At 62.5% G+C, this 24,475-nt stretch carries 23 protein-coding genes; 10 read left to right on the top strand and 13 right to left on the bottom strand.

Features of this window, described 5'->3' with window-relative positions:
* From cphA to ACOVRJ_RS00880, 3 genes are all read left to right on the top strand, one after another.
* Positions 1 to 1,811 (top strand): cyanophycin synthetase (cphA, locus tag ACOVRJ_RS00890; protein ID WP_422042021.1); only part of this gene is annotated, 1,811 nt, incomplete at its 5' end.
* A 139-nt stretch (positions 1,812 to 1,950) separates the two neighbouring features.
* Positions 1,951 to 3,681 (top strand): ExeA family protein, encoded by a 1,731-nt coding sequence (locus ACOVRJ_RS00885; protein ID WP_422042020.1) that lies wholly within the window; start codon positions 1,951 to 1,953, stop codon positions 3,679 to 3,681.
* 33 nt (positions 3,682 to 3,714) lie between these two features.
* Positions 3,715 to 4,491, top strand: coding sequence for a general secretion pathway protein GspB (locus tag ACOVRJ_RS00880; RefSeq protein ID WP_422042019.1), 777 nt, complete (start codon positions 3,715 to 3,717; stop codon positions 4,489 to 4,491).
* A gap of 108 nt (positions 4,492 to 4,599) precedes the next feature.
* Here the strand turns inward: ACOVRJ_RS00880 and ACOVRJ_RS00875 are convergent, their stop codons facing one another.
* A complete protein-coding gene (locus ACOVRJ_RS00875) occupies positions 4,600 to 5,688 on the bottom strand; it encodes a DUF3616 domain-containing protein (protein ID WP_422042018.1) in 1,089 nt (362 codons plus the stop codon).
* A gap of 346 nt (positions 5,689 to 6,034) precedes the next feature.
* Here ACOVRJ_RS00875 and truD point away from each other — a divergent pair, with 346 nt between their 5' ends.
* The 3 genes from truD (at position 6,035) to ACOVRJ_RS00860 (ending at position 8,316) form a co-directional block, all read left to right on the top strand.
* Positions 6,035 to 7,051 (top strand): tRNA pseudouridine(13) synthase TruD, encoded by a 1,017-nt coding sequence (truD, locus tag ACOVRJ_RS00870; RefSeq protein WP_422042017.1) that lies wholly within the window; start codon positions 6,035 to 6,037, stop codon positions 7,049 to 7,051.
* Positions 7,048 to 7,212 carry a hypothetical protein gene (locus ACOVRJ_RS00865; RefSeq protein WP_422042016.1) on the top strand — a complete coding sequence of 55 codons (165 nt, stop codon included), beginning with the start codon at positions 7,048 to 7,050 and terminating at the stop codon, positions 7,210 to 7,212. Before truD ends, ACOVRJ_RS00865 begins: the two co-directional genes overlap by 4 nt.
* A 480-nt stretch (positions 7,213 to 7,692) precedes the next feature.
* Positions 7,693 to 8,316: a PEP-CTERM sorting domain-containing protein gene (locus ACOVRJ_RS00860; protein ID WP_422042015.1), complete on the top strand. Its 624-nt coding sequence runs from the start codon at positions 7,693 to 7,695 to the stop codon at positions 8,314 to 8,316.
* Between the two features lie 200 nt (positions 8,317 to 8,516).
* On the opposite strand, the gene ACOVRJ_RS00855 is transcribed toward ACOVRJ_RS00860, so the two are convergent.
* The 3 genes from ACOVRJ_RS00855 to glmS all read right to left on the bottom strand — a co-directional run bounded on the left by ACOVRJ_RS00855 (position 8,517) and on the right by glmS (position 11,344).
* Positions 8,517 to 8,702 (bottom strand): hypothetical protein, encoded by a 186-nt coding sequence (locus ACOVRJ_RS00855; protein WP_422042014.1) that lies wholly within the window; start codon positions 8,700 to 8,702, stop codon positions 8,517 to 8,519.
* A 74-nt stretch (positions 8,703 to 8,776) separates the two neighbouring features.
* Positions 8,777 to 9,217, bottom strand: coding sequence for a hypothetical protein (locus ACOVRJ_RS00850; RefSeq protein WP_422042013.1), 441 nt, complete (start codon positions 9,215 to 9,217; stop codon positions 8,777 to 8,779).
* A 255-nt stretch (positions 9,218 to 9,472) separates the two neighbouring features.
* On the bottom strand, positions 9,473 to 11,344 hold the full coding sequence (glmS, locus tag ACOVRJ_RS00845) for a glutamine--fructose-6-phosphate transaminase (isomerizing) (protein WP_422042012.1): 1,872 nt from the start codon (positions 11,342 to 11,344) through the stop codon (positions 9,473 to 9,475).
* 149 nt (positions 11,345 to 11,493) lie between these two features.
* Here glmS and ACOVRJ_RS00840 point away from each other — a divergent pair, with 149 nt between their 5' ends.
* Entirely contained in the window at positions 11,494 to 11,982 is a 489-nt protein-coding gene (locus ACOVRJ_RS00840; RefSeq protein WP_422042011.1) for an Lrp/AsnC family transcriptional regulator, read from the top strand.
* A 30-nt stretch (positions 11,983 to 12,012) separates the two neighbouring features.
* On the opposite strand, the gene ACOVRJ_RS00835 is transcribed toward ACOVRJ_RS00840, so the two are convergent.
* The 7 genes from ACOVRJ_RS00835 to ACOVRJ_RS00805 form a co-directional block, all read right to left on the bottom strand.
* Positions 12,013 to 13,194 (bottom strand): class I SAM-dependent rRNA methyltransferase, encoded by a 1,182-nt coding sequence (locus ACOVRJ_RS00835; RefSeq protein WP_422042010.1) that lies wholly within the window; start codon positions 13,192 to 13,194, stop codon positions 12,013 to 12,015.
* Positions 13,195 to 13,216: 22 nt separating this feature from the next.
* Positions 13,217 to 14,752: a hypothetical protein gene (locus ACOVRJ_RS00830; protein ID WP_422042009.1), complete on the bottom strand. Its 1,536-nt coding sequence runs from the start codon at positions 14,750 to 14,752 to the stop codon at positions 13,217 to 13,219.
* On the bottom strand, positions 14,752 to 15,669 hold the full coding sequence (locus ACOVRJ_RS00825; protein ID WP_422042025.1) for a tyrosine recombinase XerC: 918 nt from the start codon (positions 15,667 to 15,669) through the stop codon (positions 14,752 to 14,754). Before ACOVRJ_RS00825 ends, ACOVRJ_RS00830 begins: the two co-directional genes overlap by 1 nt.
* Before the next feature lie 73 nt (positions 15,670 to 15,742).
* Complete coding sequence (locus ACOVRJ_RS00820) at positions 15,743 to 16,453, bottom strand: DUF484 family protein (protein WP_422042024.1); 711 nt, start codon at positions 16,451 to 16,453, stop codon at positions 15,743 to 15,745.
* Positions 16,454 to 16,461: 8 nt separating this feature from the next.
* On the bottom strand, positions 16,462 to 17,319 hold the full coding sequence (gene dapF / locus ACOVRJ_RS00815; RefSeq protein ID WP_422042008.1) for a diaminopimelate epimerase: 858 nt from the start codon (positions 17,317 to 17,319) through the stop codon (positions 16,462 to 16,464).
* A gap of 21 nt (positions 17,320 to 17,340) precedes the next feature.
* The gene (locus ACOVRJ_RS00810; protein ID WP_422042007.1) at positions 17,341 to 18,243 is read right to left on the bottom strand and encodes a lipid A biosynthesis acyltransferase; all 903 of its coding nucleotides are present in this window, start codon (positions 18,241 to 18,243) and stop codon (positions 17,341 to 17,343) included.
* Between the two features lie 2 nt (positions 18,244 to 18,245).
* Complete coding sequence (locus tag ACOVRJ_RS00805; protein WP_422042006.1) at positions 18,246 to 19,136, bottom strand: lysophospholipid acyltransferase family protein; 891 nt, start codon at positions 19,134 to 19,136, stop codon at positions 18,246 to 18,248.
* A 176-nt stretch (positions 19,137 to 19,312) separates the two neighbouring features.
* Between ACOVRJ_RS00805 and metK the strand changes: the two genes are divergently transcribed.
* Positions 19,313 to 20,494, top strand: a complete 1,182-nt coding sequence (gene metK / locus ACOVRJ_RS00800; RefSeq protein ID WP_422042005.1) for a methionine adenosyltransferase — start codon at positions 19,313 to 19,315, stop codon at positions 20,492 to 20,494.
* 333 nt (positions 20,495 to 20,827) lie between these two features.
* Complete coding sequence (locus ACOVRJ_RS00795; RefSeq protein ID WP_422042004.1) at positions 20,828 to 21,835, top strand: GGDEF domain-containing response regulator; 1,008 nt, start codon at positions 20,828 to 20,830, stop codon at positions 21,833 to 21,835.
* A 21-nt stretch (positions 21,836 to 21,856) separates the two neighbouring features.
* Here the strand turns inward: ACOVRJ_RS00795 and ACOVRJ_RS00790 are convergent, their stop codons facing one another.
* Together ACOVRJ_RS00790 and ACOVRJ_RS00785 are read right to left on the bottom strand one after the other, a co-directional pair.
* Positions 21,857 to 22,225 carry a response regulator gene (locus ACOVRJ_RS00790; RefSeq protein ID WP_263540400.1) on the bottom strand — a complete coding sequence of 123 codons (369 nt, stop codon included), beginning with the start codon at positions 22,223 to 22,225 and terminating at the stop codon, positions 21,857 to 21,859.
* A gap of 47 nt (positions 22,226 to 22,272) precedes the next feature.
* Entirely contained in the window at positions 22,273 to 23,238 is a 966-nt protein-coding gene (locus ACOVRJ_RS00785) for a chemotaxis protein CheX (protein ID WP_422042003.1), read from the bottom strand.
* A gap of 126 nt (positions 23,239 to 23,364) precedes the next feature.
* On the opposite strand from ACOVRJ_RS00785, the gene ACOVRJ_RS00780 reads away from it, so the two are divergent.
* Positions 23,365 to 24,474, top strand: a complete 1,110-nt coding sequence (locus ACOVRJ_RS00780; RefSeq protein ID WP_422042002.1) for a DNA glycosylase AlkZ-like family protein — start codon at positions 23,365 to 23,367, stop codon at positions 24,472 to 24,474.
* The last annotated feature ends 1 nt before the right edge of the window (position 24,475 follow it).

Genomic DNA, 24,475 nt, shown 5'->3' with positions numbered 1-24,475 from the left:
CCGTCAATGTGGTGACGCGCGAGCATATGGAAATCGCCTACAAGGCCGCCGACGAAATCGGCCAGGTCATGGTGGAGAAGTTCCTGCCCGGCAGCGATTACCGCTTGCTGGTGGTGGGCGACAAGTTGGTCGCCGCCGCGCGCCGCGACCCGCCGCATGTCATCGGTGACGGCCAGCTGACCGTCAAGCAATTGGTCGACAAGGTCAATGCCGACCCCAAGCGCGGCGACGGCCACGCCACCTCGCTGACCAAGATCCGCTTCGATGACATCGCCGTGGCGCGCCTGACCCAGCAAGACCTGACCCCCGATTCGGTGCCTGAAAAAGGCCGCCGTGTCATCCTGCGCAACAACGCCAATCTGTCCACCGGCGGCACCGCCACCGATGTGACCGACGATGTGCACCCCGAAGTGGCCGCACGCGCCATCGCCGCCGCGCAAGTGGTGGGCCTGCATGTCTGCGGCGTCGATGTGGTGGCTGAAAGCGTGCTGCGGCCGCTGGAAGAGATCAACGGCGGCATCGTCGAAGTGAATGCCGCGCCGGGCCTGCGCATGCACCTCTCGCCGTCTTACGGCAAGGGCCGCAATGTCGGTGAAGCCATCATCTCGCACCTGTATGGCCACGGCCACAAGAGCGAGGATGGCCGCATCCCCGTGGTCGCCGTGACCGGTACCAATGGCAAGACCACGACGTCGCGCCTGATCACCCACTTGTTCGCCAGCTGCGGCCTGAAGGTGGGCATGACCAATACCGACGGCGTCTATGTCGATGGCAAGCAAATCGACAGCGGCGACTGCTCCGGCCCCAAGAGCGCCCGCAATGTGTTGATGCACCCCGATGTCGAAGCCGCCGTCTTCGAGACCGCGCGAGGCGGCATCCTGCGCGAAGGCCTGGGCTTTGACCGCTGCCAGGTGGCCGTGGTTACCAACCTCGGTGCCGGCGACCACCTGGGCATGAATTTCCTCAACACGGTGGACGAATTGGCCTTGGTCAAGCGCGTCATCGTGCAGAACGTCGCACCGAGCGGTTACGCCGTTCTGAACGCTGCCGATCCGGTGGTCGCCAATATGGCGAGCATCTGCCCGGGGCAGATCATTTTCTTCGCGGCCGACCGTCATCATCCGCTGATGGCCACGCACCGCGCCCAGGGCAAGCGCTGCGTTTATGTGGACGGCGACATGCTGGTGGCGGCCCAAGGCGCATGGCGCGAGAACATCCCACTGCGCGACATCCCCATCACCCGCAATGGTGCGATCGGCTTCCAGGTCGAGAACGTCATGGCCTCGGTGGCCGCCGGCTGGGGCATTGGCATCGACTGGGACACGATCCGTCGTGGTCTGGCCAGCTTTGCCAATGACGCCGACAACGCCCCCGGACGCTTCAATGTGATGGACTACCGCGGCGCCACCGTGATTGCCGACTACGGCCATAACGCCGACGCCATGCGGGCTCTGGTCGCCGCCGTGGCCGCACTGCCGGGCAATACACGCTCGGTGGTCATCAGCGGCGCGGGCGATCGCCGTGACGAAGACATCCGCGAGCAAACCGTCATCCTGGGTACCGCCTTTGATGAGGTCATCCTGTTCCAGGATGCCTGCCAACGCGGCCGCGAAGACGGCGAGGTGCTGGCCTTGCTTCGCCAGGGCTTGGAAGGTGCTTCGCGCACCAAGTTCATCGACGAGATTCGCGGCGAGTTCATCGCCATTGACTCGGCGCTGGCCCGCCTGCAGCCGGGTGATCTGTGCCTGGTGCTGGTCGATCAGGTGGAAGAGGCGCTGGCGCATTTGGCCAAGCGCATCGCAGAAGGCTGAGATTTCGGCCCCTGCTGAGTCAGAAAGGCGCGAGGCGAAAGCCTGGCGCCTTTTCTTTTACGGCTGCGATCACTGGCACGTCGAGCCGCTACCATCGGCGCCATTCCAGTTTTCTCCACGGGACGCGCCTGCCCCACCCATGTACGCGAACTTCTTTGGCCTGAAGCAAGAGCCCTTTTCGATCGCCCCGGACCCGCATTACCTCTATATGAGCGAGCGGCACCGCGAGGCGCTGGCGCATCTGCTGTATGGCCTGCGCGGTGGCGGCGGCTTTGTTTTGTTGACGGGTGAGATCGGCACCGGCAAGACCACCGTCTGCCGGGCCTTCTTGGCGCAAACGCCGAAGCGCTGCAATGTGGCCTATATCTTCAACCCCAAGCTCAGCGTCAGCGAACTGCTGCACACGGTGTGCGAGGAATACGGCATCCAGCATCACCAGGCCCTACCTCAACAGGGCGAGGCCGCCGGCTCGGTCAAGCCTTTTGTCGATGCACTCAACGAGTTCCTGCTGCGCACCCATGCGGTGGGACAGAACAACATCCTCGTCATCGACGAGGCGCAAAACCTCTCGGCCGAGGTGTTGGAGCAGTTGCGCCTGCTGACGAATCTGGAGACCGATGAGCGCAAGCTCTTGCAAATCATTCTGATCGGCCAGCCTGAGTTGCGCGAGATGTTGGCGCGACCGGAGCTGGAGCAATTGTCTCAACGCGTGATTGCGCGCTTTCATCTGCCCGCCTTGTCCGAGGACGAAACGGCGCACTATGTTCGCCACCGCTTGGGCGTGGCCGGCTTCAGCGCCGCCCTGCCCTTTGATGCCAAGTCGCTGAAGCGGGTGTATCAACTGTCGCGGGGCGTGCCGCGCCGCATCAATCTCTTGTGTGATCGCGCGCTGCTCGGCGCCTATGCCCAAGGGCGGGCACAGATTGACGCAAGCACGGTGGAGCGTGCGGCGGCCGAGGTGTTTGGCCCGCAAGACAGTCCACGCCCTTGGCCGCAAAGCAGGGGCGGACACTGGGCTTTGGCCGGCCTGGCCGGCTTGGCCCTGCTCGGCGCGGCGGGTGCTGCGGCCTGGGTCTGGCAAGCTCGCAGTGGCGAGGGTTCAGCCGCCATTGAAGCCACGACGCCCATGGCCCGCCAAGTCGCGTCGTCTGCGCCCGTGCCAACGGCCGCCTCAAGTACCAGCGAAGCCCTCAGCGCCGCGGACCCGACTGCCGAGGTCAGCCCCGCAAGCCCGCTCCCACACGCACTCAGCCTGGGCCTGCGCAGCGAGAGCCAGGCCTGGCAAGCCCTGGCCAAACTCTGGGGCGCCGAAGTCTCCGAGCAAGAGCCCTGCCCGGCCTTAGCTCGCCAACGATTGCAGTGCTTTCGCAGCAGCAAACTGAATGCGGGCGACGCCGGCCTGAGCCTGCTGCGACTGCTCAATCGCCCCAGCATATTGAGCCTGCGCGACGAGGCGGGCCAACCGTTTTATGTACTGCTGCTGCGTCTGGACGAGCAAACCGCTACCTTGAGCTTAGGTCCGCAGACACAGCGCATCTCACTCTTGGCGCTCAGCCAGCAATGGCAGGGCGAGTTCAGCACCTTGTGGCGCGCACCTCCAGGCTATAGCAAGCAGGGCTCCAACAAGGCCTTGCAGCCTTGGGTCAAGACGCAGCTGGACAAGGCGTTTGGCGAAGCCTCGCCTTCCCCGGAGTTGAAACAAGACCTGAGAGGCAGATTGATCGCCTTCCAGCGCTCGCAAGGCTTGCGCAGCGACGGGCAAACCGGGCCGGTTACCCTGATGCTGTTGAACACGGTCGCCGGAGTTGATGAACCTCGCCTGCACAGCGGTGCCGGACCGCTTGCACCGACCCCGGCCTTGGCGCCTTGAGCCAGACACAGCGCCCCAGAAAGCCATCGTTCCATGTCCTACATTCTTGAAGCCCTGAAACGCGCCGAGGCCGAACGCGAGCGCGGCAGCTTGCCAACGCTGATGAGTCAGCCCCTGAGCGCAGACGCCCCCCGCGCAACGAGCTCGGCAACAAGACCCTCGGCCGGCCCACGGTTGGCAGTGGGCCTCATCGCGCTGCTGGTCATCCTGGTCCTGGGCGCTTGGTTGGGCCGCGTGTTCAGCCCGGATGGCGCGGCGACGGCGGAGCCCACTGCCGCCCCCCAAACCCACCCGGCACACCCGGCCCTCCCAGCCCCCAACTCGCAAATGGCCGCCGCAGCGCCTGCGGCCTCATCCAACGAAGTGCTGCAGCAAGCGCCAGCGATCGAGGCTGCACCCATCAGCCATCGCGTCACGCCGCCGCCCCCCGCGCAGGAGCTTGTGCCGGCGCCAGCAGCGGCATTGCCCACGGCCGAGGCACACGCGCAGCAGGCCAAACCAGCCCCGCTGCAGCCGGAAGCACGCCCGGCCCCCGCAGCTCCAGTTGCCGTCCAAGCTGCCGCTCCAGTTGCAACTGCGCCTGCCATCCCCATGCTCAAGGAGCTCCCCGCAGGCCTGCGCCGCGAATTGCCGGCGCTCAGTACCAGCGGCGCTATGTATTCGGAAACGCCGTCCAAGCGCATGCTCATCATCAATGGCCAACTGCTCCAAGAAGGCGCACGGGTCACGCCCGATCTGACCCTGGAACAAATCGAGCTGAAGAGCGCCGTTCTCTCATTCAAGGGTCAACGCTTTCGCATCAGCTACTGATTGCCCCAAACATCGCCTGCAGCCCAGGATCGGCCGCGGCATTGAGTCAGCCCTGGCGCCTTGAAACGGGGCTGATCGCGATGAGAGTGGTCAAAGGCGCGGACGCCCTCAATCGTGGCGCAACAGGTCACCGAAGACCGTATGTTCGCCTTCCTTGCGATCAGCGCCTGGCGCGTCATACAAGACGAGCCAGCTCGCCTTGCCGCCCGACAGCGCAGGCGGCAAATCACAAATGGCCTCGGCGCGGTTGGTGCCGCGTCCGTGCGGCAGTGGCACCGACTCCGTCAGCGCCGACTCGAAGCGCACCGGCTCCCGATTGGAGGCCAGCAAGGGTCGGGCCGCAGCCCATTTGAAGACGCGAATGTCGCCATTCAACGCCATCGTCGGGCCCGCCAAGATGTAAAGGTCGTCGCCGGAGAAGTGCAGGTCCCGCACACCCAGCCCGTCGAGCTGCAAAAAATGCTTGCGGATCAGCGTGCCGCTCTCATCCAGTGGCGCCAGGCGCAATTGCTCACCTCGGGCCTCAACCGCGATCTCGATCAACGCCGACCAGCCGCGCAGCACCGGGCCTCGCAGACCAAGCAATAAGCGGTGCCCATCCACCGCCAAGCCTTCGATGTCAAAACCGTTGTCCTTGCCCGGGATCGCCATATAGGGCCCGAAGTGCGGGTCATCAACCAGCAAGCGAGTCAGCAAATTGCTTTGTGCATCGCCCTTCAGGCGGAGCGCCCGGCGACCGTCCTGCGCCACACGCACCAGGCAGGGCTCGCCCTTGGCGTCGGGCTCGATGGGCAGGCAGGCCAACAAGCGCCGATTGGCGTCTAGCGCCACCTTGGCCAGCCGCTTGGCGTTCTCCGCGTGGCCCCGATCCGGTTTGGCGTTCTTGCGCTTGAGGCCATGTGAGCCCACCACCCAGAGGAAACCATCGGCCACCGCCATGCCCTCCAGATCGGCCTCCTCCTCAGCCGTGCCTGGCAAATCCAGCAGATCAGCAAGCGGGAAGTCACGCACCTCGCCAAAGCGCAGGGCCTCAGACCCCACAGGATCGAGCCGACGCAAGCGGTCCAGACCGCAGGCTTCATCGCCCGCCACCCAAAGCCAGTCGCCGGTAAAGGCCGCGCCGGACAGATTGGACTGAACCAGGGAAGCGGAGGCGAATTCCAGCCGGACGGCATTCGCGCTTCGGGTTTTGGGCATTGGGGATTCTCCAAAGAGTGAGGGGGTATGAAGGCTCGCGGCTTGCCTGATCTTCTAGCCAGAGCCGCAATGCCTCGGAGTCTACGGCCGAGCCATCATTCTTTGTGTTCTCGCCAACCATAGTTCCCTCCACAGAGGGGCCCCCGCATCCTCCAGAAAACTCGCGCTTCTGCACCTGAACGGCAGCAACAGCCATCAGCTGTCATTGAACGCCATCGGTTCCCGCTCAAGTTGCAACTGTTAAAGCGAGCCTAGGCCTGCGGCTAGGGCGACAATCTCGCTCTGGACTGCACTTGCTTGGCGAGGCAGCCCGCGCTGATCCACAACTGGTGCCGCCCGCCCCCTCATGACCGACACTCCTCCCTACACGACCTTGCCGCAGTGGCCCAAGGCCTATCCAGCCAGCGGCGCCAGCGCCATCCTGAAATGCCTCAATGAGGACTTCATCGTGACCGAGCTGCCGCTGCAGCTGCCCTCCGGTCAGGGCGAACACATCTGGCTGGACGTCGAGAAGAACGGTGCCAACACCGCCTTCGTCGCGCAGCAACTGGCCGCCGCCGCCGGCGTGCAGGAATGGGACGTGGGCTATGCCGGCCTCAAGGACCGCTACGCCATCACCCGTCAGTGGTTCAGCATCTATTTGCCGAAGGGTGAGACGCCCGACCTGACTCAGCTTCAGCACCCGGAATTCAAGGTCCTGAGTCAGAGCCGCCATGTGAAGAAGCTGCGCCCCGGTGATCTGCAGGGCAACCGATTCCGCATCGTGCTGCGTGAGGTGACGGGCGATCGGGACGCGATTGAGGCCAATCTGAAGGCCATTGCGTCACAGGGCGTACCCAATTACTTCGGCGCACAACGTTTCGGCTTTGAAGGCGGCAATGTCGAGCAGGGCCGAGCCATGCTCGCGCGCGAGATCCGCGTGCGCAACCCGAAGAAAAAAGGCATTTACCTGTCGGCGGTGCGCTCCTTCGTCTTCAATGAAGTGCTGGCGCTGCGCCTCCAGCAGGGACTCTGGGGTCAGACCCTGCCTGGTGATGTGATGGACGAGGCAGGCCGCCCCACCGGGCCGCTCTGGGGTCGGGGCCGCGTGATCACGACCGACCAAGCGCAGGCCCTGGAAAACGGCGTGGCAGAACGTCACGCTATCTTGTGCGAGGGCATGGAACACGCCGGCCTGGAGCAGGAGCGCCGCGCCCTGGTGGCCTGGCCGGTGGACCTGTCATGGGAATGGCCGCAAGCCGATCAACTGGTGCTCAGCTTCTCTTTGCCCGCCGGGACTTACGCCACGTCCGTCCTGAACGAAATCCTCCGCACCACCGAGCCTGAGCGGCACTCAGAGAACGAGTCTGCAGCGATCGAATGAGCGCTGCCTTCATCGCACCTCAGAACAAGGTGAAGAATGAAGCCCTGCTCCTGGAGCACCGGCTCTCCTGCGGCCACCTTCCCCGCGGAGCGTCATCACTCCTGATTGCGCAGATGACGGTCTCTATTCATCCGACCAAGACCGCTGTTCTTGGCAATTGAAGTCGCAAACAAGGGCAAGCGCCGCGGCTTCTTGGCTTCCGGCGCCTCTATCGGCGAGGACTACTTCGTGCCCATACCTGCCGCAGGGGATTGCTAACTGCTACTCCAATTCAATGGACATGCTCCCAGGCTGTAAGGTCGCTCCTGATGCTCACTTCCGGGCATCGGACAAGGCTGGCAGTTTCACCAAAGGGTGCGGTCCTGCCCGCATATCTGAGATCCCGATAGGTGACCCAACAGGGAAGCATGCGCCGCAGTCTTTGCGCGCCGCCTTGAACGACAAGGTGATGACAGGTCAATGCCGTAGTGCAAGTACCTGACCCCATCACGCATTGCTCGTGTCAAATCACGGCCCTAACCCCGCGAATCGGGGCTGTTCGCCTCTGCCCTCATTGCTAGACTGCGCCGACTGATGCATTGGTGAGCCTTTGGGTCAGTTAAATGCACTGGCTTTCAGCTCTTATTCCGAGGGATTCACCTATGTACGAATTTTCAGGTTTCAAAACTGCCATCACTGGCTTGGTCCTGTGTTTCGCCAGCGCCCTCGCAAGCGCAGGCGTTGTGCACCAAACTCAAGGCAACACGTTGACTGGCGCATCCGGCGTCAAGGTTGGCGAAAATAGTTACTCGGTTGAGTTTGTCGACGGAACATGCGCTTCTGTACATGGAGCATGCACCTCCGGAAGTTTCATCACAAACGACTCGACACAGGCAAAGTTGTTTGCTCAGGCCCTTTTGGATCAAGTTTTCGTGGGTATGTATGACAACAACCCATCCCTGACCAACGGCTGCGCTTTGCAATCGCCCTATTTATGCTACGTGCATACTGCGTTTACAACACCATGGCCCGGATATACCAGCGCTTATTCAGCATTAAATCTTGCAGTTGAATTCAATGGGGGCAATGACCTAGCTCCTCTACAACAAGACTATCTCCTATCCAATGATGATTTATCTAAGGATGATTCCCGTGTTTGGGCCCGCTGGTCTCAGGAGAAAGCCACCCCCGTGCCCGAGCCCACCTCTCTGGCTTTGCTAGCTGCCGCGGGTGCCGCATTGACTTGGTCGCAGCGTCGCCGCCGCGAAGTCAAAGTCGTCGAGTAATCCCGCCAAGCCTGCCGCGCACCAGCGCTGCCAGCGCGACACATAGGCAGACAGAACAGCGGCACCTGCGGGTGCCGTTGGTGTTTTTCTTGCTTGCTTGTTCTGTTGCTGGTGAAGCCGATGCCGGTGTGCCGCGTATTTCTCCAGCGTCTTTTTTCGCCAAACTCAAGCGCGCTCTTGAGAATGGCTAACCCAAGAAGTCAACACCCTGGCCAATGCGCCCGATAAAGGTTTTGTTGGATGCCTGCGCGAGTTTGAGTCAGGTGAATTCTTGATTCAAACTGCGCACCGCGGATATCCCGCCACAGGCCGCCACGCTCCAAGCTGGGTTCGATGGCTTGGCGCAGCAGTTCATGCAGGCCGGGCTCACGCAGCTGCTGGGCCATGGCTCCGATTTCATTGACTCTCAGCTTCGGAAGGCCTCGCTGTCATCCGACCAATCTCTGCGGGGTTCGGCCGTTCATACCTTGGCGAGGAAGCGCGCCGCATCACCCGCTTCACACTTCCAGTCTGCGAAGACCCCGACCAGATTGCATTCCACGCAGCGGCAAGCGATGTAGTACCAGCGCACGTCATGTGTCCCCTCGACCACGGAGACGCCGGACATCAGCTCAAACACCTCGTTCTCGCACACGCACTCGTGCGCCTCGGGCACGGATCCTTCAAGGTGATCCGCGCTGTCACCCATCAGGTGTTCCTGCCCGCAGTCGGTACAGGTGCGGATGGCCACACCGGCTTCTTCATCGGTCTGCAGCGCGAAGGTCCGGCACCCGCAGTCGCATTTGGACGAGGCAAACCGGACGGCCTCGTGGCGATTCGCGACGCTGTAGCTGCGCAGCTCGGCTTGGGTGTCGCCCGACGTCGTCCCGTACCAGAACTCGCCCTTCTTCGTCAGTGCCATTGATGCTGCTCCATTCTTCAAGGTGGGACTCTCGGCAGGCCCGAGACCAAGCTCGCCCGATCACCTCGATTTTGCCTGGAGACCCGACGAATCGTCGTCAAGGGGCCTGGTCGGGGTGCTCGCCTGGAGCCGAGACGCATTGGCGACCGGCAGATATGCGGCGATCGCGCAAGTACGACGCATCGAGTGGCAGACATTCAACAAGTTTTGACCGCTCGATCTTTCGCCAGCAAATCCTCGCCAAAAAGCTAACGCCTATTCCACCGTGACCGACTTGGCAAGGTTGCGAGGCTTGTCGACATCCGTGCCGCGCGCGCAAGCGGTGTGATAAGCCAGCAATTGCAGAGGAATCACGTGCAGGATAGGGCTGAGTGCGCCGTAGTGCTCGGGCATGCGGATCACGTGCAGGCCGGGCTCGGATTGGATCTCGGTGTCGCCGTCGGCGAAGACATAGAGCTGGCCGCCGCGGGCGCGCACCTCTTGCATATTGCTCTTGAGCTTTTCTAGCAAGGTGTCGTTCGGGGCCACGGTCACGACGGGCATCTCAGCGGTGACGAGCGCCAAGGGGCCATGCTTCAACTCGCCGGCCGGGTAGGCCTCGGCGTGGATGTAGCTGATTTCTTTCAGCTTCAAGGCGCCTTCCAGGGCGATCGGGTAATGCAGACCACGCCCCAGGAACAAGGCGTTTTCCTTGCGAGCGAACTCTTCGCTCCAGGCGATGACTTGAGGCTCCAGGGCCAGCACCGCTTGCACAGCCACCGGCAAGTGACGCAGCGCCTTCACATGCTCGGCTTCTTGCGCTTCGCTCAGGTGGCCACGGGTTTGAGCCAGCGCCAGTGTCAGTAGGAACAAACCCACCAATTGGGTGGTGAAGGCCTTGGTGGAGGCCACGCCGATCTCGGCGCCGGCGCGGGTGATGTAGGCCAGTTCACATTCGCGCACCATGGCGCTGGTGGAGACGTTGCAAACGGTCAAGGTGTGCTTCATGCCTTGCGCGCGCGCGTGCTTCAGCGCCGCCAAGGTGTCGGCGGTTTCACCGCTCTGGCTGATCGTAACGACCAAGGTGCGCGGATTCGGGACGCTGTCGCGATAGCGGTATTCGCTGGCGATCTCCACGCTGGTGGGGATCTTGGCAATGCTTTCCAACCAGTATTTGGCGGTAGAACCGGAGTAGAAGCTGGTGCCGCAGGCCAGGATCAGGACGTTGTCCACCTCCTTGAAGATGCGGTAAGCCCCGTCACCGAACAACTCGGGGCTGATGCCGGTGATGGCTTCCAGGGTGTTGGCAATCGCCGTGGGCTGCTCGAAGATTTCCTTCTGCATGTAGTGGCGATAGGGGCCCAGTTCGGCCGCGCCACTGTGCGCATGCACGGTACGAACTTCGCGCTGCTGCGATTCATAACGGCCGGTTTCAGCGTTCAACCGGCTGATCCAGAAGCGACCTGGCTGCAGGTCCACCACATCGCCCTCTTCCAGGTAGACGATCTGGTCGGTCACACCGGCCAGCGCCATGGCGTCCGACGCGACAAAGTGTTCGCCGTCTGCGGCTTCCATGCCGACACCCAAGACCAAGGGCGAGCCTTCGCGAGCCGCCACCACACGCTGCGGTTCGTCACGGCAAAACACGGCCACAGCGTAGGCGCCCTTCAGACGCGGCAAGGCTTGCTGCACCGCTTCGAGCAAGTCACCGTTGTAGAGATGGTCGATCAGGTGCGCGATCACCTCGGTATCGGTCTGGCTGCTGAAGACATAGCCACGCAACTTCAGTTCGGCGCGCAACTCATCATGGTTCTCAATGATGCCGTTGTGCACCAGGGCGATACGTCCGACGCTGTCGGCGCTGGCATTCGGGCCTTGCGAGAAATGCGGGTGGGCGTTGTGCACTGCCGGCGCGCCATGGGTGGCCCAGCGGGTGTGGGCAATGCCGGTGCCGGAGGCGATGCCGTCCTCAGCCGCCAAGCCGGTCAACTCGGCCACGCGCGAGGTGCTGCGGGCGCGCTTGAGGCCGCCGTCTTGGTGCACGGCCACGCCGCAGGAGTCATAGCCCCGATATTCGAGACGCTTCAGGCCCTCGATCAAGATGGGGACGATATTGCGCTGGCTGACGGCTCCGACGATTCCACACATGACGTTTGGCTCCAGAAAGTGTTTGGGCTTGAGTTCGGAGCGAATCGTAGGCATTCAAGCAAAATGATTGCTTTCAAAATATTAAGTCTTTTGAAATAATTCACCACACCCGGATATTGGTGACGACATATTTCACGATTAATGCGCCTATGAACGATTCAATCACCCCCTTGGAGTTGGATGCCAGCGATCTGCGCATCCTTGAAATCCTGCAGCAAGATGCTGCGCTGTCCAACCAGGACCTGGCCGGTCTGGCTCATGTCTCGCCCGCCACCTGCTTGCGGCGGGTCAAGCGTTTGGTGGAGTCAGGCATCATTGAGCGCCGTGTGGCGCTGTTGTCGGCCGAAAAGCTTGGGGTCGGGCTGGCGGCCATCGTCGAAATCACGCTCGACCGTCAAGGCGCTGAACATCTGCAGGCCTTTGAGGCGCGGGTGTTGGCCGATGTGGCGGTGCAGCAGTGCTACCAAGTCTCGCCGGGGCCTGACTTTGTGCTGATCTTGCAAGTGCCCGACATGCCGGCCTATCACGCCCTGGTGCTGCGTCTGTTCACGCAGGACGCCAATGTGCGCAACGTCAAGGCCTTCTTCAGCGTGCGGCGCGGCAAGTTTGAGCCGCGCGTTCATTTGCCCACGCGCTGAGAGCTTGAGCCGCTTGAGCCTCTGGATGCCTCAAGACTTCAAAATCAACAAACCCTTCAAATACTCCCCTTCCGGGAAGCAAATGGTCTGCGGATGGTCGGGGGTGGCACCGACTCGCTCCAAGATGAAACCGTCCACCTGGGCATCCAGGCCCGCGCCGGCAACGATTTTGTGGAACAAATCGGGCGAGATACCGCCCGAGCAAGAGAAGGTAAACAGCAGACCACCCGGTGCCAGCAGCCGCAAGGCCAAGCGGTTGATATCCTTGTAAGCACGTGCTGCCCGCTCGGCGTGGGCGGCGGTGGGGGCGAACTTGGGCGGGTCCAGCACGATGGCGTCGAACTGGCGGCCTTCTTTCAGAAAGCCCCGCAAGGTGGCGTTCACATCGGCATCCAAGGCTTGGTGGCGCGCGGGATCAAAGCCGTTCAAGGCCACATGGGCTTGCGCACGGGCCAAGGCCGGGCCCGAAGAGTCCACGCTGATCACCTGCTCGGCTCCACCAGCCAGCGCCCCGACGGAGAAACCGCCGGTGTAGCTGTAGCAGTTCAAGACCGTTTTGCAGCCGTAGTGCTGCACTGCGTCGGCAAAGCGCTTGCGGTTGTCACGCTGATCCAGGTAGTAGCCGGTTTTGTGGCCCTCGGCCACGTCCAGGGTCAAGCGCCACTGATGTTCGCTGATGGTCACGGCCGTCGAACCCTCGCCACGCAACCAGCCGGTTTGCAGCGCCAAGCCTTCCAACTCGCGCACCTGCGCGTCGGAGCGCTCATACAAGCGGCTCAGGCCGGTGGCGGCCATCAGGTGCTCGATGATCTGCGCCTTCCAGCGCTCAACGCCGCTGGACAAGAACTGCGCGACCAAGGTGTCGGCATACCGGTCAACCACCAGGCCCGGCAAGCCATCGGCTTCGCCATGGATCAGGCGGATGGAATCCGAAGCCACCGGCAGGCGCGCGCGCAGGGCCAGGGCGCGCGCAATGCGGCGCGCAAAGAAAGCACTGTCGATGCGTTCAGCCTCATCAAAGCTCCAGGCTCGCAGTCGAATCTGCGATTGCGGGCTGAAGGCAGCCCAGCAAAGAAACTGCCCTTCGGAGGACTCGACACGCACGGTCTCGCCGCTGTCCGCCGCGCCACGCGCAATGGAGCTCTCAAAGACCCAGGGGTGACGCCGCTCCAGCGAGCGCTCTTTGCCGGAGCGGATAACGATCTTTTTCATGGCCTTGGCCCTTTGTTCAATTTCAGCGCACCAGGCTGCCGAAGGCGTATCCGACGGACAGGTTCATCATGGGGGCCGACTGCGCGCTATTGCGCATGCCGCGCCAATGGCCGAGGCCGGCACGCATGCGCAGGCGCTCGCCCTCCCACTGGGCATATGCCTCGGCCTGGAGCAAAGCGCCGCCGCCGATATCAACGCCACCGCCTCCCGCGGCACCGGCCAGAAACTCGGCTCCGACCCGCGTCGAGGCCCACAAGGGCTGCGTTTGCACACCCAGGCCGAACAAGCCAAAGGCGTAGGCCCCGGCCTTGCCAAAAGCAGCACTGCCCGCCTGTGCAACGCCATAGACCGAGGGCGAAAGCTCCCTCGTCATCACCATCGCCAACTGCCCAATCGCATCTTGGCTGCCGTCCTTGAAGCGGACCTTGGGAAGATACTGGTAGCTAGCAAACAGTTGCTGAGTGCGCACCGTACCGGACTCTTGCGCCAAGCCATGGCTGACCGAGGGCGTGATATCCAAGGGCAAGGCCAGACCCAAGCGCACAAAATTGGCCGAGAACTGCCCTTGCGGCGCCTTGCTGATGCCGCCATCCAGACGCACCGTCACGCCCCAAGGCGTGATCCAGCGCAGCGTCGGCCCAGCGCGCAGCAGCCAGCCGCTGCCGGTATCAATATTGCCGCCGCCCGCAAGACCCGCAGCCAGCTGCCCACCCAAACGCAAACGCGGGCTGCCCAGGGCCCAGTCCTGCCCAGCTGTGGCCAGCACTTCCATATAGCCATCGGCGCCACCTTGGGCCGCGCCGGCGGCTTCGACGCCCCACCAGCTGCCATCGGCGATGTATTGCCGAAGATCGGCACCCGCAAAGCCCAGGCGCTGCGTGCTGGGCACCCCGCTGCGATTGCGGGTACCCGCACGCGGCGTGGCAAAGCCACCTTGCAAGGCGATCTCGTCAAAACCTAGCCCGGTGCGCTGACTGGCGCGACCACGCTTGCCCGAATCGCTGGGCGAGAAACTGGCAAAGCTGCTGGAGCGCCCCAGCACCAGCCCGATGCTGCTGTCACTGATATTGCCGCTGGGGAAGCGCACATGGCTGAACGCCAGACCGCTGTACCAATCCCCCGCCTGCAGGCGCAACGACAATTCAGGGCGCAGCATCAAGCCGCCACCAAAGCGCACCTCCCTTGATCCCACGCCCCCGCCCGCACCGGCGAACAGCCCAGCCGCCACATGGGCGTTGGAGCCGAGGCGCCAGCGCCCTTGTGCCGTCATGCCGAATGTGAACAACCCGCCGTAATTGCCCTGGGCCGCGCCGTAGACACTGGGGCCGAAACCCCATTCATCGTTGACCGCCATCAAATAGCTGCCGCCGAGCAGCGCCGTCTTGTCGCCATTGGGCATGCGCAGCGGCGTCCAATTGGCTTCGATGGCCGCGGGGCGCAAGGAACTCGGCCGCACGAGTTCAGCGTTAGCCCAAGTCGAACCGGCACCGGCCAAAACACAAGCGAGCGTGAGGACTCGCGGCAAAAACAAAGGAGGGCGAATGAGATCGACTGACATTATTTTCTCTTGGCGCGCGGATGCGCGGCATCGTAGATTTTTGCGAGATGTTGAAAATCCAACTGGGTATAGACCTGCGTCGTCGTGATGTGGGCGTGGCCCAGCAACTCTTGAACCGCCCGTAAATCACCACTGGACTGCAGAAGATGGGAGGCAAAAGAATGCCTCAACATATGCGGGTGGACATGGCTGGGCATGCCCGCGGCCACGGCGCGAGTCTTCAGCATCGCCCGGATCTGAGGCGCCCCAAACCGCCCTCCGCGCGCACCCACCAACAAGGCGGGCTCCTCGGCCCCGGCCAACTGAACCCGCTGGACCAGCCATGCCCGCAAGGCCTGCAATGCCGCGCTGCCCAGGGGCACACTGCGGCGCTTGCTGCCCTTGCCCAGAACCTGAGCCTCACCAGCCTGCAGATCGACCCAACCCAGCGCAGCGGCGCTGGCCTGTACATCCAAGCCGACCAATTCGGAAACACGCAGGCCGCAGCCGTACAGCAACTCCACCACGCAGCGATCGCGCGCCTCCAGACGCGGGTCAACCGCCCCCTGCACCGCAGCCGGCACGTAATCGGCCAGTTGCACGGCATCATCCACCGCCAAAGCTTTGGGCAAGGGTTTAGGTGCTTTGGGCGCACGCAGGCCATCAAAGGGATTGAGTTCGACCCGGCGCTCGATACCCAACCACCGGTACAAACCACGCCAGACCGAGAGCATCAGCGCCAGACTGCGCGGCCCCAACTCGCTTTGCGCATGCAAGGCGGCCAACAAGCCGCGTGCTTGATGCGGGCGCAGCGTCAGCAAGTCCTGCCCACGCTGCGCAGCCAAGCTTTGCAGGCGTCGCAATCCGTCTTCGTAGATCACCAGGCTGCGTGAAGCCAAACGACGTTGAACCCGCACATGCTCCAGATACGCTGCCATCCACGACACCAAGGGTTCGGGCGGCTCGGCGGGACTCAAACCGGAAGACACAAAGAAACAGCGCCGAAGGAGATCAGGACGAGTGGGTCTCGACGCTGCGGGCCGCCAGCCGCGACAAAGCCGCACTGGCGATCTCGCCGACACGCGACAAGAATTCGGTGCCCATTTCCGCCGTGTAGCGTGTCGGGTCTGGCGAGCCCAGCACCAGCAGACCGATGCTGTGGCCCGCTTGCGCGCCCAGGGTCAGCGGAATCAAGGCCAAGGAACTGGCGCCGGACGCACCACCGGCCTCACCCACCAACCAACGCGCAGCCTCAAAACCTGAGTTAACGCCGCAATAGGGCTGGCTCAGGCTGGCCGCGAAGCTCTTCACGTCCTGGCTGACCGGCTGGGCGAAATCAGCCTCGGCATGCTCGGGTGCCACATCCCACAAGCGCAAACCCGCCAACGGAATCATGAACTGGTGGCGCAGCTCCTGCGTCAAGACATCGGGCAGATCAGCCAAATTGGCCGTCAACATCAAGCGCTTGGTCCAACGGTGCAAGCGATCGGCAATGGCGACGTTCTCTTGTCCATTGCGGATCATTTCAATGATCTTGAACTCCAGGCCCTTGATCTTTTCGCGCAGCATCTCAGCTTGACGCTCTTGCAAAGAAACCGCCCGAGCACTGTGCGGATGGGTCAGTTGCACCGAGGCCAGCAGCTCGGCGTGACGCTCAAAAAAGCCTGGCGTATTGGCCAGGAAATCGGCGATGTCTTTTTCGGTGATGCCTTGTGTTCCCAGTTCTTTGCTCACAGCTCAATCTCTCCTTCAAACACGGTTTGGGCCGGACCCGTCAAGAACACCGGCGCTTGCAGGCCGGCACTCAGGCCGGCCCATTCAATTCTCAAATCCCCGCCGCGCGCATGCACTTCAACCGCCTCATCCAGCAGGCCCAGTCGAATGCCGGCCACGACCGCCGCACACGCACCGGTGCCGCAGGCCAGGGTCTCGCCTGCATCGCGCTCAAACACACGCAGACGCACTTCTTGGCGCGACACGATTTGCATAAAGCCCGCATTGACCTTGCGCGCAAAACGCGCATGCGCCTCAACCAAGGGGCCCACTCGTTCCACCGGCGCGGCGTCGACATCGTCCACCACCTGCACCGCGTGGGGGTTGCCCATGGACAGCACCGCCACTTCGCAAGCAGCCTCGGCCAAGGGCCACAGCTCGAAACTCCCCACCTGCCGCGCACTCAGCCCTTGGGCATCAAAGGGCAGACGCGCGTGCTCAAACACCGGCGCCCCCATATCCACGCAGACCCGACCGTCGTCACGCAGGTGCAACTCAAGCAAGGCGTTGACCGTTTGCACCCGGATGCTGCGCTTGGCACTCAGGCCTTTTTCATTCACATAACGGACAAAACAACGGGCGCCATTGCCGCAATGCTCGACCTCATCGCCACTGTTGTTGAAGATGCGATAGCGAAAGTCCACCTCGGGCGAGTCGCTGCGCTCAATGACCAAAATCTGGTCGCAGCCAACCCCAAAACGCCGATCACCCAAACGGCGAATCTGCTCAGGGCTCAGGGTCAAGGGCGTTTGCAGTGCATTGATGACGCAGAAGTCATTGCCTGCGCCTTGCATCTTGGTGAAGCGCAATTTCATGCGGCAATTATCACCGCGGCCTCATGCGTAGAAGGAGGGCTCACCCTCAGGACGGGTTTTGAATCGCTTGTGCACCCACAAATACTGCGCGGGGTTCTCGCGCACCCGCGCCTCCAACCAAGCATTCATCTTCGCCGCGTCGGCCACCAGATCGCCACTCGGATAGCCCTCGGGCGCAGTCCACGCCTCGACCGAGTAACCCTGACCGCCTGGCAACATGGTGATCACCAAGGGCTGCACCACCATGCCCATGCTGCTGGCAATCTTGGAGGGCGCCAGCAAGGTGCAGGCAGGCACGCCAAAAAAGGGCACAAAGGCAGAATCCTTGAGGCCAAAGTCCATGTCCGGTGCATTCAGAAACGCATAGCCCTGGCGAATCAATCGCAGCACCGGGCGAATACCCTCATGGCGATCGACAAAAGCGGTCTTGCCGAACCGGGCCCGCCCGGCCAGCATGCGGGCATCGATGACCGAATTGCTTTGAGGCTGGTAGACATCCACCCCTGGGCATCGCTGATTCAGCATCAAGGCCGGTGCGACCCATTCCAAACCCGCGAAATGGGGCAGCAACCACATCACCGGCGCTTCACTGGTCTCGGCGAGTTTGATGTCGCCCTTGATATGGATGAGGCGCTGCAGACGCTCGGCGGAGGCGAACCACAGCAGCGCGCGTTCCAAGATGCTGCGGCCCATCCAGCCGAAATGCTCACGCGCCAGTTGCTCGCGCTGGACTGGCGATTGCTCGGGAAAGCACAGCTCGATATTGCGCAAGGCGATGCGCCGGCGCCGCTTGGCCAGATGCCACAGCAGCCCCCCCAAACCCCGACCCAAGGCTGCCAGCACCGACAGCGGCAGGAAATGCAGCACCCACAACAAGCCGATGGCACTGTGCGCCCCAATCCGAGCGCCAAGACGAGAAGCCATGTTCAGCCCCCCCGCTCGCCAGGCGCGACCGTTGGCGCTGCGGCGATATCCAAGCCACGCGGCTGCTTGTAGCGGTTATAGCCCCAGAGGTACTGGTCGGGGGCAAGTCGGATCAACTGTTCCATGGACTGATTGATGAGAGTAGCAGCGGATTCTGGCGCGGAATCCGCCGAAACCTCGGGGCCGGGGTAGACGTGAATGGCGTAGCCGCGTCCAGCCGACAGCCGCTCACCCCAAATCAAGAGGGGCGAAGCCCCGGTTTGCTGCAACAAGCGCGCCGCCAGCGTCATCGTATAGGCCGAACGCCCCAAGAATGGCGCCCAGACCCCCAAGCCTTCGGGCGGCACTTGATCAGGCAAAAGCCCGATGGTCTGCCCCTGGCGCAGCGCTCGGATCATTTGCCGCACACCCGCCAGAGTCGCCGGCGCAGTCGCCAAACCGGGTCGGCTGCGGGAGGCCTCCACCACTTGACGCAGCCAAGCCTGCCGGGCAGGACGATAGAGCACCGTGATGGGAGATTCGACCGAGGCAAATCGCTCCGCATAGGCCTGGGCCGTGATTTCAAAACAGCCCAGGTGCGGGGTCAGCATCACGATGCCACGCCCTTGCGCCAAAGCCTGCTCGATCAACTCCGCACCATGCCAACGCACCGTTTCGCCCAAGGGACGATCGGCTGGCCGCATCCACAGCCATGGAATCTCCATCATCATGCGCCCCGCACCAGCGATACCGCCGCGCACCGCCGCCCAAGGCAAGCCTGCGATTCGCGTGTTCTCTTGGTAACGCCGGCGATAACTGGCCGAGGCCCAGTAGGTCAACCACCCAAGGGTGGCCCCAATGCCGTGAAGCACACGCAAGGGCAATTTCGACAAGGTTCGGAACAGCAGCAACATATTTCTATAATCTCTTCATCGCCGAGTTAAATTGGACAACTTGCGGGGCGATGCGGGCTTTATTCAAATGAATGAAATACCCGCCGGGCAGCGATGCTCAACAAATGCTGCTAAAGCGTTCGCCGCGTCTCCTGACAGCACGGCAACGCCGATCAACTGTTAACTGGAGTGTAAAAGTGGCGAACAACGATTTTCTCTTTACTTCTGAATCCGTCTCGGAAGGTCACCCCGACAAAGTCGCGGACCAGATCTCGGATGCGATTCTCGACGCTATCTTCGCCCAAGACCCGCGCTCCCGCGTGGCCGCTGAAACCCTGACCAATACCGGTCTGGTGGTGTTGGCGGGTGAAATCACCACCAATGCCCATGTGGATTACATCCAGGTGGCGCGCGACACCATCAAGCGCATCGGCTACGACAACACCGAATACGGCATCGACTACAAGGGCTGCGCGGTGATGGTCTGCTACGACAAGCAGTCCAACGACATCGCCCAGGGTGTGGACCACGCCAGCGACGACCACTTGAACACCGGCGCCGGTGACCAGGGCCTGATGTTCGGCTATGCCTGCGACGAGACGCCCGAGCTGATGCCCGCGCCCATCTATTACGCCCACCGCCTGGTGGAGCGCCAAGCCCAGCTGCGCAAAGACGGTCGCCTACCCTTCCTGCGCCCGGATGCCAAGAGCCAGGTGACTATGCGCTATGTGGACGGCAAGCCACACTCGATCGACACGGTGGTTTTGTCCAGCCAGCACAGCCCCGAGATGAGCGACGGCAGCAAGATGAAGCCCGAGTTCATCGAAGCGGTGATCGAAGAAATCATCAAACCGGTGCTGCCGCCCGCTTGGTTGAAAGAGACCAAATATCTGATCAACCCGACCGGTCGCTTCGTCATTGGCGGCCCGCAAGGCGACTGCGGCCTGACCGGCCGCAAGATCATTGTGGACACCTATGGCGGTGCTTGCCCGCACGGTGGTGGCGCTTTCTCTGGCAAGGACCCCAGCAAGGTGGACCGCTCGGCCGCCTATGCCGCCCGTTATGTGGCCAAGAACATCGTGGCCGCTGGCCTGGCCCGCCAGTGCCAAATTCAGGTCGCCTACGCGATTGGCGTGGCCAAGCCGATGAATGTGACGGTGTACACCGAAGGCACCGGCGTGATCAGCGATGACAAGATCGCAGCCCTGGTCAACGAGCATTTCGACCTGCGCCCCAAGGGCATCATCCAGATGCTGGACCTGCTGCGCCCCATCTACGCCAAGACCGCTGCTTACGGCCACTTCGGCCGCGAAGAGCCCGAGTTCACGTGGGAGCGTACAGACAAGGCTGCAGCGCTGCGCGCAGCCGCTGGCCTGTAAGGCCAGTCCCACGACACTTGCATCGGCCCCGTCTCAAGGCCCGCGCTCAGCGCGGGCTTTTTTTCGCGTTTGCTATTGATAGCTGGAGCTGGATTTGGCACTTTGCAGTCCTTCGGTTTGGCGGGGATCAGGCCACTTGGGGGCTTTGCGCCGCTCCCGTCTGGTCCAGCAGCCCAGCCCATCCGCAAAAGACCGCTAAGTGCCATCAGCAGCCTCAAATCGCTTCGAGACAAGCCCGCGTCACTCCCAACAAACCCCTGGAGAACATCTGCGCTCGGGATCAATAATCTGAGCCGCGCCGTGCTGGCGCTAGCCCGTTCTGGAGGAATCCCTATGCAGCCCATAACGCCCCCTGCCGCATTGCCTCCGCTGCTGATCTTGGTTGTCGATGACCAAGCCAGCAGCCGCAGTGTCTTGGGTGCGCAACTGAATGCGGCCGGCCATCAGGTGATTGAGGCCGACTCGGCGGAAACCGCATTGAACCTGTTCCGGCAAGAGCATCCGGATCTGGTGCTGCTGGATGTCGAAATGCCCGGCCGCGATGGCTACTGGGTCGCCAGCCAGATGCGGGCGGCGGAGTCGGGCGGGTGGACGCCCATTGTGTTTCTTTCCAGCCGCGACCAAGACCAGGACCTCTGGCAAGGCATTGAATCCGGCGGCGATGACTATCTGGTCAAGCCGGTTTCCAGCACGGTCTTGCAGGCCAAGCTGCGCGCCATGCAAAGGCTACGGCGCATGCAGCTGCGTTTGATCGAACTGTCCGACGAGTTGCGCGCGGCCAATGAGCAGTTGACCAAGCTGAGCATGGAAGATGGCTTGACCGGCCTGCCGAACCGGCGCGCTTTTGACGCCCGCTTGCAGCAAGAGATCCAGGCCGCACAGCGCGATCAACAGCCTTTGACCTTGGTCTTGTGCGATATCGACCTGTTCAAGGTCTACAACGACAGCCTCGGCCATGTGGATGGCGACGCCTGCTTGCAACGTATCGCTCAGTTGCTGAAAGAAACCTGCCGCCGGCCAAGAGACTTTGCGGCCCGCTATGGCGGCGAGGAGTTCGCCCTGATCTTGCCGGGCACGCCGCGCTCCGGCGCAATGACTTTTGCGCGTGCGGTCTTGCGCTCCTTGGAGCTGACGGCGATCCCACATCAACAGTCCACCGTGATGCCTTTTGTGACGCTCTCGGGCGGCATCACCACCTGCATCCCGGAAGCCGGCACCACCTTGGAAGGCTTGCTCAGGCGGGCTGATGATGCGCTCTACACCGCCAAGTCACGCGGCCGCAACCGCTTTTTCAGCTTTGAGATGCAGATGGACACCTTGGAGCAGCGCACCGCTGGCTGAGTTCAGAAGCAGTGCCCAGCCTCACATGCCGCAAAGCTTGCGGAAGGGGCCCAAGACCGCCTCGCCGCGGAAGGGTTTGACGATCCAGCCGGTGACCCCGATGGCCTTGCCGCGCGCACGCAGCTGCGGGTTGTCTTCGGTGGTCAGCATCACAATCCGAACCCCGGTATTGCCCAGCTCGGTGCGGATTTTTTCGGCCATGGTCAGGCCGTCCATATTGGGCATATTGACGTCGCTGACCACCAGACGGATCCCCGGATCGGCGCGCAGTTGCATCAAGCCATCCCGCCCATCGGTGGCCACGGCCACCTGAAATCCGTTTTGCCCAAGAAAGGTGGCCACGATCTCACGCATGGTGCTGGAATCATCGACCACAAGCACATTCGCCATATCTCAAAATCTCCCTGCACAAAAGCCGCGACGGCTTTTGTGTGAATTCAAAACAGTTCCAACTCGCCGGTCGGCCCAGCAGAGGGCGCATGGTCCATGAAGGCCTCGAACTCTTCCACCGACCAATGCAGATTGAAAATCACCCGCTGAACAATCATCAAGGGCGGCATGCCCGGGCGCGCTGGATCCGACAGGTGGTAGCGAATGCACAGCTGAGGATCTTGCGAGCCGAATGAAATGTACTTGTGCTGGTGGTTGATGACGATGGGCACCTGGATCTGCTGCTTGCTCAGATCCTGCGGCGGGATATAGCGATTTTTGAACGCACCCCAGATCAGATTGGTGGTTTCGCCCAGCATATTGTTGAGCTCGCGGAAGTTCAAATCGCCGCCAATGCCCTGGTAGCTGAAGCCTTGAATCAGGCCCTGGCGCAGCGCGTTTTCCTCGGTCTGCAGCATCATGTAGCCCCGGCACCAAGTGCTCTCGATCGGGATCAGGGTGGATACCTCGCCGTGGATGATGCGGTCGTGCACCACATAAGGCGCTTCGGCCTCCACATGGGCAAAGGGGAACATGGCCTTCAGTGCCTCGCAGGTGAGCTCCACAATGCCGCGCACCAGCACCGTGGGGTAGCTTAGGCTGAAGATGGCGTGATCGACTGCCTCGCGCAGCAAGGCCATATCGCCGCCGGTCCAGCGATGCCGCACCACGATTTGCTCCTGCAGCGTCAGCTCTCGCTCACTGGTGCGGCGCAAGAAGATGGGCAACTCGGGGCGCAACTTGTGAATGGCGCGCGCCAGCGTCAGGCCGTCTGGCCCTTCGCAGGGCAGATCTTCGGCCAGCAAGACGCCGCCCAGGTCCTTGTGCTGGGCCAGCGCCGCCAAGGCATCGCTGGACGAACGCGGCAAGGCCTGCAGACCCACCTCGCGGCAAAACTCAATCAGGCTGGCGTAATGGCCAGGATCATGCTCAAGCAGCAAGACCTTGGCTGCAAGTTGGGTGGTTTCCGTCATGTCTTTGCGGTGCGTCGCCGCCCGCCCTCTGGGCCCGTTGGAGCCTCCTATTCCGGAGGATTTCGGCCGCTCGCGCCATTTCTGAAGCAAAACTTTGTTCGCGCGAGGCCACGGCACAATCGCCCCATGCGCCCTCCCGAGCTTGATGATTTGCGCCGCTACGCCATTGCGCGCAGCCTGTTCAAACCCACCAGCCTGCCCCAAGCCATTGAGCGCCTGGGCTTTGTGCAGGCCGACCCAATCCGGGCGCCGGCCCGCGCCCAGGATTTGACGCTGCGTTTGCGGGTCAAAAACTATCTGGCCGGCGACTTGGAGCGGCGCTACGCCAAGCTCGATATCGAAGAAGACTGCCTGGTCAATTACGGCTTTTTGCCGCGCCAGCATCTGCGTCTGATGCATCCGCGCGAGGCCAAACGGCGCTGGAGCAACGAGACCGCCCAGCATGCCGCCACCGTCCAGGCGCTGCTGCAAGAGATTGGCCCCAGCCACCCGCGCGAGATTCAGGCCCAGCTCAATCTGGGCAGCACCTGCAATGCCTGGGGCGGCAGCAGCAATGCCACCACCCATCTGCTCGACGGCATGCATTACCGAGGCCTGCTGCGGGTGCACAAGCGCGAAGCGGGCATCCGCATCTATGCGCTAGCCCAGCACCCCGTCGACGAGCGCAGTGCGCAAGAAAAAGCCAGCGCCCTGGTGCAGCTGATCTTGGCCAAATACGCCCCGCTGCCCTCGCGCAGCCTCGGTCAGCTCTGCAGCTTGCTGGGCTATGGCGCGCCGCATTTGGGCAAGGAGATCAAGCAAATTCTTGCCCACGCGCGCAAACATTGGCCCAGTGTCGAGATCGAGGGCCAGCGCTGGTACTGGCCGGAGGGCGAGAACCCCGCCGCCAAACGCTGGCAACTCGACGATGAGCTGCGCCTTTTGGCGCCCTTCGACCCAGTAGTCTGGGACCGTTTGCGTTTTGAGCGCTTCTGGGGCTGGGCTTATCGATTCGAAGCCTACACCCCGGCGGCGAAGCGCAAGCTGGGCTATTACGCCCTGCCGATGCTGTGGCGCGGCCAGATGCTGGGCTGGGCCAATGTCTCGGTGCAAGCCGGTCAGATGCAGGCGCAAGCTGGTTTTGTCAGCGGCAAAGCGCCGCGAGACAAGGCTTTTGATCAGGCCTGGCAGGCCGAGTTGGAGCGCATGCGTACCTTTCTGGCCTTGCCGGCTGAAACAGAGGCGGCTGCTGGCTAAG

The sequence above is a fragment of the Roseateles sp. genome (genome assembly GCF_049240545.1).
Lineage (GTDB): Bacteria > Pseudomonadota > Gammaproteobacteria > Burkholderiales > Burkholderiaceae_C > Paucibacter_A.
This window is presented reverse-complemented; position numbering and strand designations above follow the sequence as displayed.